General features: G+C 39.1%; 10 protein-coding genes, 1 tRNA gene and 3 pseudogenes. 7 read left to right on the top strand and 7 right to left on the bottom strand.

The genetic code is table 11. The annotated features are described in order from the left end of the window. Together FTV03_RS17855 and FTV03_RS01370 are read right to left on the bottom strand one after the other, a co-directional pair. Window positions 1–136 (bottom strand): annotated as a pseudogene (locus tag FTV03_RS17855) (hypothetical protein); the annotation flags it as partial. Between the two features lie 132 nt (window positions 137–268). After that, window positions 269–1,000: pseudogene (locus FTV03_RS01370) on the bottom strand (MBL fold metallo-hydrolase); the annotation flags it as partial. Between the two features lie 372 nt (window positions 1,001–1,372). Between FTV03_RS01370 and FTV03_RS01365 the strand changes: the two are divergent. Continuing rightward, on the top strand, window positions 1,373–1,747 hold the full coding sequence (locus tag FTV03_RS01365) for a diacylglycerol kinase (RefSeq protein ID WP_078191329.1): 375 nt from the start codon (window positions 1,373–1,375) through the stop codon (window positions 1,745–1,747). 140 nt (window positions 1,748–1,887) lie between these two features. Here FTV03_RS01365 and FTV03_RS01360 read toward each other — a convergent pair whose 3' ends face one another. Further along, window positions 1,888–3,492, bottom strand: coding sequence for an isocitrate lyase (locus tag FTV03_RS01360; protein WP_168378085.1), 1,605 nt, complete (start codon window positions 3,490–3,492; stop codon window positions 1,888–1,890). A gap of 683 nt (window positions 3,493–4,175) precedes the next feature. On the opposite strand from FTV03_RS01360, the gene FTV03_RS01355 reads away from it, so the two are divergent. From FTV03_RS01355 to FTV03_RS01340, 4 genes and pseudogenes are all read left to right on the top strand, one after another. Further along, window positions 4,176–5,168, top strand: a complete 993-nt coding sequence (locus FTV03_RS01355) for a LysR family transcriptional regulator (protein WP_078191331.1) — start codon at window positions 4,176–4,178, stop codon at window positions 5,166–5,168. Window positions 5,169–5,297: 129 nt separating this feature from the next. Beyond that, window positions 5,298–6,626 (top strand): hemolysin family protein, encoded by a 1,329-nt coding sequence (locus tag FTV03_RS01350; RefSeq protein ID WP_180023248.1) that lies wholly within the window; start codon window positions 5,298–5,300, stop codon window positions 6,624–6,626. A 54-nt stretch (window positions 6,627–6,680) separates the two neighbouring features. Next, window positions 6,681–6,959, top strand: a complete 279-nt coding sequence (locus tag FTV03_RS01345) for a hypothetical protein (protein WP_078191333.1) — start codon at window positions 6,681–6,683, stop codon at window positions 6,957–6,959. Between the two features lie 266 nt (window positions 6,960–7,225). Continuing rightward, window positions 7,226–8,567, top strand: a pseudogene (locus tag FTV03_RS01340) (CitMHS family transporter). Window positions 8,568–8,663: 96 nt separating this feature from the next. Here FTV03_RS01340 and FTV03_RS01335 read toward each other — a convergent pair. Continuing rightward, complete coding sequence (locus tag FTV03_RS01335) at window positions 8,664–9,170, bottom strand: hypothetical protein (protein WP_078191335.1); 507 nt, start codon at window positions 9,168–9,170, stop codon at window positions 8,664–8,666. A gap of 195 nt (window positions 9,171–9,365) precedes the next feature. On the opposite strand from FTV03_RS01335, the gene FTV03_RS01330 reads away from it, so the two are divergent. Further along, window positions 9,366–10,100, top strand: coding sequence for a hypothetical protein (locus tag FTV03_RS01330; protein ID WP_180039579.1), 735 nt, complete (start codon window positions 9,366–9,368; stop codon window positions 10,098–10,100). Between the two features lie 169 nt (window positions 10,101–10,269). Further along, window positions 10,270–10,355, top strand: a tRNA-Leu gene (locus FTV03_RS01325). 540 nt (window positions 10,356–10,895) lie between these two features. Here the strand turns inward: FTV03_RS01325 and FTV03_RS01320 are convergent. The 3 genes from FTV03_RS01320 to folP form a co-directional block, all read right to left on the bottom strand. Then, complete coding sequence (locus FTV03_RS01320; protein WP_180039577.1) at window positions 10,896–11,069, bottom strand: hypothetical protein; 174 nt, start codon at window positions 11,067–11,069, stop codon at window positions 10,896–10,898. Between the two features lie 105 nt (window positions 11,070–11,174). Next, on the bottom strand, window positions 11,175–11,489 hold the full coding sequence (locus tag FTV03_RS01315; RefSeq protein WP_078191338.1) for a DUF5713 family protein: 315 nt from the start codon (window positions 11,487–11,489) through the stop codon (window positions 11,175–11,177). Window positions 11,490–11,576: 87 nt separating this feature from the next. Continuing rightward, a complete protein-coding gene (folP, locus tag FTV03_RS01310; protein WP_218950594.1) occupies window positions 11,577–12,431 on the bottom strand; it encodes a dihydropteroate synthase in 855 nt (284 codons plus the stop codon). Window positions 12,432–12,447 lie beyond the last annotated feature (16 nt).

Raw genomic sequence — 12,447 nt, 5'->3', positions numbered from 1 at the left:
CTGTCGGAGCTGTCGGAGCTGTCGGAGCTGTCGGAGCTGTCGGAGCTGTCGGAGCTGTCGGAGCTGTCGGAGCTGTCGGAGCTGTCGGAGCTGTCGGAGCTGTCGGAGCTGTCGGAGCTGTCGGAGCTGTCGGAGCTAAATTTAGCGGGTTCCAACGGAACTGACCATCATTCATTTCACTAATTTTACCAATACCCGGAAATGGTAAATGTGCAAATGCAACGAAGGTTTGCTCTTGAGCAAAACGTTTAAAAATTGCTAAACGAGTTTCACTGGCTTTGACCGGATCGACATCAAAATCGACAGATAACTTTGGTTGTTCAAACTGTAAATGATAGGAATGAACCACATCGCCGAGGATAGCAAAACTTTTAGCTTGTGATTTTAAGATAAAAGAATAATGCCCCGGTGTATGTCCAACACTCGGTAAAACCTCTAAACCATTAATCACCGAACCAACGCTAAAGGTCTTAAAACTCCGCATGGTTTGATATGGCGCAATCGCAGCTTTAATTTTCACAACGGTCGCTAAATAACCTTCACGTTTTTCGGTAGCTAAAGTGTTGACGGTGCTTTCACTTAACCAATACTGACTTTCTTGTTCATTGACGTAGACCGTTGCATTTGGAAACACAGCCTTACCTTGTTTCGCAATGCCACATGCATGATCAGGATGTAAATGAGTTAAGAAAACACTGCGTACACGATTAAGCTTATAGCCGGCCGCCTCAATATTTTGTGCAATAGAACCTAAGTTCGGTCCAAAACAACTGGCTGCACCACTATCAACAAGACTGATACCGCCTTGTCCATCATCAATCAGATAGGCATTGACACTGGTTTGTATGCCTTTGCTCTGATCAACTGCAAGCTTTTGGAATAAAGCACTAACTTCTTCTGGAGTTAAATTTTGTTTAAATAAATCAGGACTTAATTCGAGTGTCCCATCTTTTAAAGCAATGACTTTATACGCACCCACTTGGAAAGGATAAAATCCCATGGGCTGAGTCACATTCGTTTTGATTTCCGTTTGAATAACTGCCGGCTCTGCACTGACAACCTGGCTGGTTAAAAGTGTTGCTGCAAGCACAGCAAAACTAAAGTATTTCATTGTTGACCTATATCACTTTTATTATTTCATGCAATGAAGCAAAGGCTTCAAAATTAAAAAATTTAAACGTCTGTATTGTGCCTGAAATTCAGGCAGATTTTAAGTCTAATAATGAATAAACATAGCACTAACTTGATACAGGCTTATGTAAATCCCCTTAAATTTTTAGGCCCAATAAAATAAAAACTGAATGCAAGAAAACTTTAAGCTTGGCATGCTATATTTTCGCCAGTTTTTAAATCAATACGTCTGTACAGTACTATGAGTGAAATTTCCCCGTTTAAAGGTAAATCTGGACTTAAACGAATTTTAAATGCAACGCAATATTCCCTCGATGGATTCAAAGCTGCTTATCAAAATGAAGCAGCATTTCGACAAATTGTCTGGATGAATATGGTGCTTATTCCCACCAGTTGTTTTCTCGATGTCAGTCGTGCTGAACATGCGCTTATGGTGGTGGTGTGTTTATTTGCCTTGATTGTTGAGTTATTCAATTCTGCCATTGAAGCCGTTGTCGACCGGGTATCTTTAGACAAGCATCCACTTTCTAAAATTGCCAAAGATATGGGAAGTGCAGCTCAATTTGTCGCTTTAGCAATTATTTTTTTTACTTGGTTAATTATCCTTTTGCCTTAAATAAAGGCTGTCTCACTCTATTTGCAGGGTTATGCCCTGCTTTTTTATATCGACACACTTTAATAAATGGATTTAAGAAGATTTTAAAGCCATAAAAAAACCCAGCTTTCGCTGGGCTTTTTTTCGAATCAGTTCAATGCTTAGTGAGCAGCGAATTGGTTCATTGTGTTTTTCGCATCGTCACCCGCTTTAAGCGCGTTGTCACCAGCGAAGATTTCTTTGTGGTCGTCACCGATGTCAGAACCAGCCATTGCTTGGTGTTTAACACAAGAAATCGTACCGCGGATTTCTTTACGTTGAACGCCAGCTACATAAGCAAGCATACCTTGGTCGCCGAAGTAACCTTGAGCAAGCTCGTGAGTAGAAAGAGCAGCTGTATGGTAAGTCGGAAGTGTGATCAAGTGATGGAACACGCCCGCTTCACGAGAAGCATCAGCTTGGAACGTACGAACTTTTTCGTCAGCTTCAGCAGCTAATTCAGAGTTATCGTATTCAGCGCTCATTAGTTTAGCACGGTCGTAAGCAGAAACGTCTTTACCTTCAGCAACCCAACGGTCGTAAGCTTGTTGACGGAAGTTTAAAGTCCAGTTGAATGAAGGCGAGTTGTTATAAACAAGTTTCGCATTTGGAACTGTTTCTTTAACACGGTTAACCATGTGAGCGATTTCTTCAACGTTTGGAGTCGCAGTTTCGATCCAAAGAAGGTCAGCACCATTTTGAAGGCTAGATACACAGTCAAGTACAACGCGGTCAATTTGCGTGTCTGGACGGAACTGGTACAAGCCAGAAGCAAGACGTTTTGGACGGTGAAGTTTACCGTTACGCTTGATTAGGATTTCGTCTTCTTGAGCTTCTGAAATGTCAATTTCAGTTGTGTCTAAGTAGCTGATGTATTGAGAAGCGATGTCGCCTGGCTCTTTAACCACTGGGATTTTTTGAGTCAAGTCAGCGCCTTCAGAGTCAGTACGAGCAACGATGATACCGTCATCAAGACCCATTTCTAAGAATGCATAGCGAAGAGCGTGGATTTTCGCGATGAAGTCTTCGTGTGGAACTGTAACTTTACCAGCTTGGTGACCACATTGTTTAGCGTCAGATACTTGGTTTTCGATTTGAAGTGCACAAGCACCCGCTTCGATCATTTTCTTAGCTAGTAAGTAAGTCGCTTCTTCGTTACCGAAACCAGCGTCGATGTCAGCAATAATTGGCACAACGTGAGTTTGGAAACCGTCGATTTGAGCAGTGATTTCAGCAGCTTTAGCAGTATCACCAGCTTCGTTTGCTTTTTTAAGCGCACGGAAAAGATCGTTCAGTTCTTTCGCGTCAGCTTGACGTAAGAATGTGTAGATTTCTTCGATCAATGCAGGAACTGAAGTTTTTTCGTGCATAGATTGGTCAGGAAGTGGACCGAATTCTGAACGAAGAGCTGCAACCATCCAACCAGAAAGGTAGATATAACGACGTTCAGTTGTACCGAAGTATTTTTTGTTCGCAATCATTTTTTGTTGTGCGATAAAACCGTGCCAGCAACCTAATGATTGAGTGTATTTGCTAGAATCAGCATCATAAGCAGCCATATCACGACGCATAATTGCAGCTGTATATTTCGCAATGTCTAAACCAGTTTTGAAACGGTTTTGCATTTGCATACGTGCAGCATCTTCTGGGCTAATATCGCGCCAAGTGCTTCCGAATTTTGCTTTTAATTCACGGATTGCATCAATCGCTGTTAAGTATGTAGACATGATATGTTCCTGTAATAATATTAGGATTTTTCTGCAACGTAAGGCTAAAATCATACCCTCGAATGATTGTTCAGATTTAGAACACTTCGTTGCGATAGACACAGAGTAGATTGACTAAAAAAATTAATCCAATATTCTGCATTAATTTTCAGTATTTATTTAAAAAATATGTAGATTAAAGTCGTATTATAATAATTAACCAACATTTATAAGTATTTGTATTTAAATACTTTTATTAAAATATTTTGCTAATTTTTTTGTCTATTTTTCAAACATTTTGATGAATTATTCTTCATTAGACTTAAGTCGACTGAGCATTCACTTTTAAAAAAAACAGCATTTTTTACGCCATTTTTGCCCAAATTCACCAAGCTAAATACTTGGTTATTCTGTCTTCAAATGATCATGTAAATGAGATATTTCATCTAATTTTTTTGTTTTATGAACATCACATCGCATAAACAAAATTGCTCCGTATTTTTATTTCACTCACTTAAAAATATCGGTCTAAACAGATAATAAGTATTTAAGAAATATGTGCTGGCACTTCAGCAAATTTGTCTTAAAACTGCCGAATTTTAGTACAAAAGTACACGTCATTTTTTCATCCATTTTTTACACAAGCCTTAGTAGTTATGGCATAATCAGATAAATTTCATGATTTTATTGTCGGTATTTATTTTATGAATCTGGAGCGGGTCGATCTCAATCTATTAATTTATCTTGATGTACTTCTTCGTGAAAAAAACGTGACTCGTGCTGCCGAGCAACTGGGTGTAACTCAGCCTGCGATGAGTAATATTTTACGTCGTTTACGCAACTTATTTAATGATCCACTTCTTATTCGTTCTTCAGAAGGTATGACACCTACAGAACGTGCACTTGAATTACAGCCACGTATCCGTGATGCACTTTCTGACCTTTCGATGATTTTGGAACCCCGTACCGAGTTCCGACCTTACACTTCAAATCGTGTCTTCCGCATCATGACTTCAGATTATGCTGAAGCAACACTGGTACCGCGCCTAGTAAAAGCTTTGCGCTCCGAAGCACCCAATGTGGTTCTGGACTTTTTAACACCAAGTGATGTGTCTTATCGAGATATGGAACAAGGTAAAGTCGACTTGGCGATTAACCGCTTTAATGAAATTCCGCAAAGTTTCCACCAAGTTTTGGTCTGGCGTGACAGTTTTTCATGCCTTTTAAATGCCAAGCATCCTGCTGCAAATAATTTAAACCTGAAAAGCTATCTAGATGCACAACACATTTGGGTATCTAAAACAGGTATGGGTGTCGGTTTTGGTGTCAATCCTGAAAAACAAGCGGGTCTAGGTTGGATTGATCAAGCCTTAGAACGTATTGGCCAAAAACGTAAAATTTCAGTTTTCACCCGTCATTATCAAATGCCGGGCTTATTGGCCTCGAATGTTGACTTGGTTGCGACTCTGCCAAGCCGTATTGCTCGCCTTCAAGCCAAAAGTCAAAACCTGTTACTTCGCGATCCACCATTCTATATTCCTGAATTTGAATTAAAAATGGCGTGGTGTCCTTTACTTCATCATCACCCTGCTCATCGCTGGTTGCGTCAACTTATTTTGTATGTTGCACGTCAAATGATTGAAGAAGAAAACCGCGAATACTTAATGAATAACTCTCAGTTTTCACAGTATCAGTAATTAATTCTTTAATTCCTTATTAATTCAAACGTATACTGTCACTATATAGGTAGTAGTTAAGACTACTACCTTGCCCATTTTTGTGTTAGAAATACAGAAAAATAGAATGAATCACAAACAGGTGTATTCGTGAGCCTTTTCCAAAATATTGTCATTATTATTCTCCTGATCGTCGGTGCAGGTTTTCTTTCATTAACAGAAATTGCCCTTGCGGGTGCACGAAAAGTAAAACTTAAAATTTTGGCTGAATCTGGAGATTCACGTGCACAACGTGTGCTTGACTTACAAGCCAACTCAGCAGACTTTTTCGCTGCATCACAAATTGGCCTAAATGCCGTGGCAATTCTTGGCGGTATTTTGGGTGAAGGTGCTTTTCGTCCTTATTTCATTAGCTTAGTCACTCGTTTTTATCAGGGCCCGTGGACTGAAACTATCGGTTTCACCCTGTCGTTTACTTTAGTCACATCCTTATTCATTCTATTTGCTGATCTGATGCCAAAACGTTTGGCGATGATCGCACCTGAAAAAATTGCCGTTGCTGTTGTTGACCCGATTCAAATCTTTATTAAAGTATGTAAGCCAATGGCGTGGGTGATTAATGCCATTGCCAATTTGTTGTTTCGTTTATTTAAAGTGAATACAACACGTGATGACAATATTACCTTTGACGATATTTCAGCCGTGATGGATGCCGGTGCTCAAGCTGGTGTACTACAAAAGCAAGAACACCACTTTATTGAAAACGTATTTGAGCTGGAAGAACGTAACGTCCCTTCAAGTATGACTACACGTGAAAACGTGGTGTACTTTACCCTAAAAGAATCAGAAGCCAGTATTCGTCAAAAACTCGCTGAATTTCCATATTCGAAGTTTTTGGTCTGTAGTGAAAATATTGATGACGTGATTGGCTATGTGGATGCCAAAGATATTTTGGTTCGTATCCTCAACAATCAGTCACTTCTACAGCTCAATGAAAATACTATTCGTAATGTCCTCACGATTCCAGATACATTAACACTGTCTGAATTACTCGATCGCTTTCGTTCAACCAAAGAAAAATTTGCCGTAGTAATTAACGAATACGCGTTGGTTGTCGGCGTTATTACCCTCTCCGACATTATGATTACCGTGATGGGCGACTGGGTAACACCGATTGAAGCAGAACAACAAATTATTAAACGTGATGCAGATTCTTGGCTTATCGATGGCAGTACACCAATTGAAGATTTAAAGCATGCCCTCGCTTTAGATGAAATGCCCGATGAAGAAAACTATGAAACCCTTGCGGGCTTTATGATGTTTAAACTGCGTAAAATTCCACGTCCAGCTGACTTTGTTACTTATCATGGCTACAAATTTGAAGTTGTGGATGTAGATCACTTTAAAATTGACCAATTATTAGTGACCCGCTTACAACAGACTGAAACTGAACTTGATACACCAGAAGAATCGGATTAATTCGATTCTTCTTTTTTCTAAAACAATAAAATATAAATACGATGGAATACGAAGATGTCTTTTTCACTTAAAGCGATTTTGACTTGCTTTAGTTTTTATACTGGGGCTTATCTGATCTATTATTTTTTCAAAGCTCATCCACAACCTTTATTTCTATTGCTCGGTGTTGCACTGATCGTCACTGCTTGGTTTTTAACGCCTTATCCTTATGAACGTGGCAGACAACAATATGACGAAACCATGCGTTTTGGTCTGTTCTTTTATAATCCCTTAATTTTTTGGTTCCGATTTTTTAGTTGGCCGATTCGGACGCTACTGTCTATTTTTGCTTAAGCGCACTTATTGTGATCAAACTGGATCTACACGCACTTACAGTTCTCTACAGATGTTGAATATATGTAAACAGACCACTTTTTTTGAATAAAAATTAAAATAAATCGAAAAACTACCCCTCCTTAATACCTTCATTATTAATGACTATTTTTCATCAAAATAGTGATGTATTTCACATTTTTTCACCTTTGTTTTGACTGATGAAATTTCTCTTTATGCTCTGCCCTTGGATTTAAAAACAGCTTTATATTTCAAAGGAATGAACCATGTTAACCGTACTCGGTTTGGGCATGATCTTGTGCTTTATGTATTTGATCATGTCGAAACGCTTAAGCCCACTTGTTGCTCTGACTTTAATTCCCCTACTTTTTGCCTTGATTGCGTGGTTACTTGGTTTTTATTTTGACAGCTTGTCACACATACAAATAAATGAAATTGGCGACATGATGATTGAAGGTGTAAAAAAACTTGCACCGACTGGCATCATGCTGCTTTTTGCGATTCTGTATTTTGCCATCATGATTGATACAGGTTTGTTCGACCCTTCGGTGAAATTTATTTTAAAAATGGTCAAAGGTGATCCCTTAAAAGTCGTTCTTGGAACCATTACCCTGACGTTAATTGTCTCTTTGGATGGAGATGGTTCCACAACCTATATGATCTGTGTTGCTGCCATGCTGCCACTCTATAAGCGCTTAGGTATGAGCCCATTGATTATGGCATGTTTGATTATGCTCTCTAGCGGCATTATGAACCTTACGCCATGGGGTGGGCCTACAGCCCGCGCCGCCAGCGCACTTCATGTCGACCCAAGTGATGTTTTTGTTCCGATGGTTTTACCGATGCTATTTGCCATCGGCTGGTTGTACTTTTTGGGAACCATGTATGGCCGAATGGAAAGAAAGCGTCTGGGAATTGTCCAATTGGATATCAGCCATGGTGAAAACATTCAAATTTCAGATAATCCAGAAGCCAACCGCGCAGATCTACGTTGGTTCAATGCACTGTTAACCGTCGTTCTGATGATTTGTCTGGTTTTTAGTATTTTACCTATGCCTATTTTATTCATGGTGGCTTTGTGTATTGCGCTAGTCGTCAACTACAAAAATGTCGACTTGCAGAAAAAATTAATCGCACATCATGCAGGTAGTGCTTTAAATGTGGTCGGTATTATTTTTTGCTGCAGGTATTTTTACCGGTATTTTAGCTGGAACAGGCATGGTAGAAGCCATGTCTAAAGAACTTGTGGCGATCATCCCTGAAAGTATGGGTCCCTATTTAGCACCGATTACTGCTGTGATCAGTATGCCGATGACTTTCTTTATGTCGAATGATGCTTTCTATTTTGGGGTTTTACCAATTCTTTCCGATGCTGCCGCTCATTATGGAATTGCACCTGTAGAAATGGCACGTGCCTCCATCGTAGGGCAACCTGTACACCTACTCTCTCCGCTTGTTCCTTCGACCTATTTACTCTGTGGACTTGCAGGTATCGAGTTTGGACAACATCAGAAATTTACCATTATCTAGGCTGTAATCACCTGTTTTGTCATGTTAGCAGCAGGTCTGATCTTTGGAATGTTTCCGTTTTATTCGAGCTTAACTTAAAAATTTAAAGATAAAAAAAGCACCATCAGGTGCTTTTTTATGCTTAACAATACTGAACTAGCCAGTGTTTTACACTCACAGGTTCATTTGTAGTGATTAATGCTTTGAAATTAATGCTTCTAGAACTGCTTCATAATGTATGCGAATGTCATCTTCTAAAATTTTATAAACATTGTCGAATTGCACCATTGGCCAGCCTTCTTTCCAAAATGGGAAAATGTTATGCAGGTCATGAGTCACCGTTGCGTCTTCACGTACAATCGCTTGTGCAACTTGTGACAATACTTGTGCAGTTTCAGCACCATCAATCGCTAAATAATCGATACCACGAACTTTCAAAATACGGATACGATCTTTTTTGTAGCGGATTTTTTTACTTTGGCCTTCATTTAAGCCTAAAGCCAAAGTCACAGCTTCAACAAATTTATCTTCAAATGCTTGATTTAATTTCACCAAAGCTTGTTTATGAGCCTCTTGACGACCAGCTTTCCCCCCACTACGAATCACTTCATTTGCTTCAGTATTTAAAACATCTGATTTCATCGACTGAAGAATGTCTAGAATTTCGATATCGCTTAATGTTTCAGGAGAGTGATCAGTCATAAACTGCCTATAAAAACTTAATATTCAATAAGTATGTATTTTCGCATAAAAGCAGCGTGAAAACTGCGACCTTCGCTATAGAAATTGCGTTTTCTCTTATAATGTTCAGATATACAACATGATTTAGAAAAAAATTATGTCAAAAATATCGAAATCAACTATATTACTTTCACGCTTTAATACTAACGTCACAATATGGCTCAAAAGAAACAGGCTGCACTTTACCTTCAACAACTGAAACAGCAATATCCAGCAGCCTTTAAACATAATTATTTATTTTATAGCCAACTGAAAACTCAAGGCATTTTAGACGAACTCAAAGAACTCATTCCTTGGGTTTTGGCGGCGATGATTTTTATTTCTTTGAGCATGAGTATTGGTCATGCAGTGCAACTATATTTTCCAGATATGAGTGAGTTTCGCGCTCATGGTGTTGCTGTACTGAGTATTATGCTGTTTTTCATGCTGGTTGTGCCCTTAGTCATCAAGCAAATCAAGCACAGTTCAATGTCACTGTATCAAAGTTTGAAGAATACGCCGTTCAGACTTACGATTGTAATTTTATTACAGTTACTCAATATCGCCTTTTTACAAAGCACCTTCGTTCAATCTGTATTGTTCTTTTTTGCCATGAGTTTCGGCTTTGTGCGTTTTTATAAAGAAAATCTATTCAAAGGTGGAAGTAACACCCAAGAATACTATTTTCTGCATGAAACACGTCGTATTGCTTATTGGTCGTATAAACAAATGCTTAAAGCCAAATTTCGTTTAACGCTCAGTAATCCGAATCAAGCAAACTACAAGCGGTTATCTGAGCGCTTTACCCAGTTCCAAAATTTGCACATACAAATGCTACATCAGGAAAATCAGCTGTGTAAAAAGCTAAAGCACCAAAATGTTGAACATTATCTTGATGAGTTAATGAAATAAGTCGGCGTTAATGAAGTGCAATAATCTTTCAATCACAGCTCAAAAAGTCCTTCAATACATCACTAGTTTTGAATATTTTCAACTTATATGCATGAATTGATTGATTTTAAAACAAACACCATCAAATACACTTGCCAAGCTCCATTTCGTCCTCTATTATTGCGCACATGCCCGAGTGGTGAAATCGGTAGACACAGGGGATTTAAAATCCCCCGCCCACAAAGCGTGCCAGTTCGAGTCTGGCCTCGGGCACCATTCTTATACTTCTAAGATTGGTGCAATAAAAGATCCAGCAATTTGCTGGTTTTTTTATGCCTAAAATTTAAAAACTTATTATTATTCAATGCCAATACCTTCAGATTTTGATCTCCCTGCACTACAACTTAAGCATCCCGATGCTTTTTATCAACGGTTGCTGTTTGCGCATTTTAAAATCATCAATCTAACGCCCACTGCACCTATTTTAATCTTTAGCTTTTGCCTGATACTTTTTATCTCACTTGGCAGCGCAGCACTTGGGCATATACTTTCAACGGCACTTTCAATTCACGCCCCAAAAATGGCGTTCAATCTTGGTGTATTGATTATTCTTCCTTTAATCTATTGCTATGTCTGGTATGCACATTATCAAGCACGTTTTAGCAGTAAGTTTGCAGTTCAACGTCTGCAAATACAGCTGTATCTCCTTGGGGGATTCACACTTCTCCTTACTATAAACTTTAAGTATCTACAAACAGATGTATTAAACCTCATCAGTCTCTGTGGACTTTTTTTTCAGTCTGTTTTTATGTGTATTTACTGAATTATTTTATAAACCTGAAAGCAGCGCCATTGAAAGAGTAAAACTACAAAAGCTTCGCCAACTGGCATTTTGGTCTTATCAACAATCTTTAAAACAAAAAGAACATCAATCGTATTTCTACGCCCTACACTTACAAGCCATGCAAGAAGAACAGAAACTATCAGCATCGATCAAATCATCCTTTAAAGATTTTATAGACAAAGCCCAATGAATTGTTTAAATCCCTAGACACAAAAAAGCCCTGTCACTACAGGGCTTTTCTTAAAGTTCAATTACCATTCTCTGTTAGCAACCAACTCTTCCATTTCAATATCCATATGGCCTTCATCTTGCAGCACCATCATCATGGCTTCTGCAATATAATCTGCAGCCGTATCATCCAAAGACGAATCTAAATCTTCAAATTGAGGTTTCATCTTATTGAGCTGTGCAACCGTTTCATTGGCAAAATGGTAGATATCAGTTGAACTTAGATCTGCTTTTGCAATTTTCTTCGCAAATTGAACAACCAATAACTTCACCTCTGCAACCAACACATCTGGGTAATATTCATCATCAAACATGGGTAGCAGTAAATCTGCAAACATACGAAACTCTATCACAAAACATTCAGGGCGCTTATATAACACAAATACTACAATTCACCAAATTTATTGGGATTCACTATTTTCAAATCAGTCTGCATTCTGCATGGCTTGCCAAACACGTATCGCATCTACCGTCGCTTTGACGTCATGTGCTCGAACCATACATGCACCTTGTTGAATGCTGAGTAGATGCGCTGCAATCGAGCCTACAGCGCGATTTTGTGCATCTGCACCGCCAAGTGCTTCACCGATAAAACGCTTACGAGATAATGCCGACAGGATCGGATAGCCCATGTCATTCAATTGATAGAATTGCTGTAAAAGCTTTAAGTTTTGCTGCGCATTTTTAGCAAAACCAAAACCCGGATCAATCATAATGTTTTCTGCACGCACACCTGCATCTAATGCATCTTGCACACGTTGCTTTAATTCATCGATGACGTCAGCCACGACATCTTGATACTGATCTAGATTATTCATCGTGGTAGGTTCGCCACGCATATGCATAATGATCACTGGAATATCCAGTTTTGCAGCGGTTTCTAAGGCATTCGGCCGAGTTAATGCACGTACATCATTCCAGATATGCGCACCTGCTTGAACCGCTGCCTCAATCACCTCAGGTTGCGAGGTATCGATAGAAATCACCACATTGTGTTTAGATAAGGCTTCAACGACGGGTACGACTCTTCGAATTTCTTCTTCAACCTCAACAACAGATGCGCCTGGACGTGTTGACTCACCACCGACATCAATCACTGTCGCGCCATCCACTATCATTTGTAAGGCATGTGCTATAGCTTGGTCTTTACCATTGTGTTTGCCACCATCACTAAAAGAGTCCGGTGTGACATTTAAAATCCCCATCACATGTGGCTCTGACAAATCTAATTGCAAATTACCACAGTTTAAAATTTTATTAGGCAAAGACACCAACTTCATATTACACATCCCAGAT

The sequence above is a fragment of the Acinetobacter sp. YH12218 genome, from assembly GCF_013417925.1.
GTDB classification, from domain to species: domain Bacteria; phylum Pseudomonadota; class Gammaproteobacteria; order Pseudomonadales; family Moraxellaceae; genus Acinetobacter; species Acinetobacter amyesii.
The sequence above is the reverse complement of the archived record's forward strand: the minus strand, read 5'-3'. Positions and strand labels throughout refer to the sequence as shown.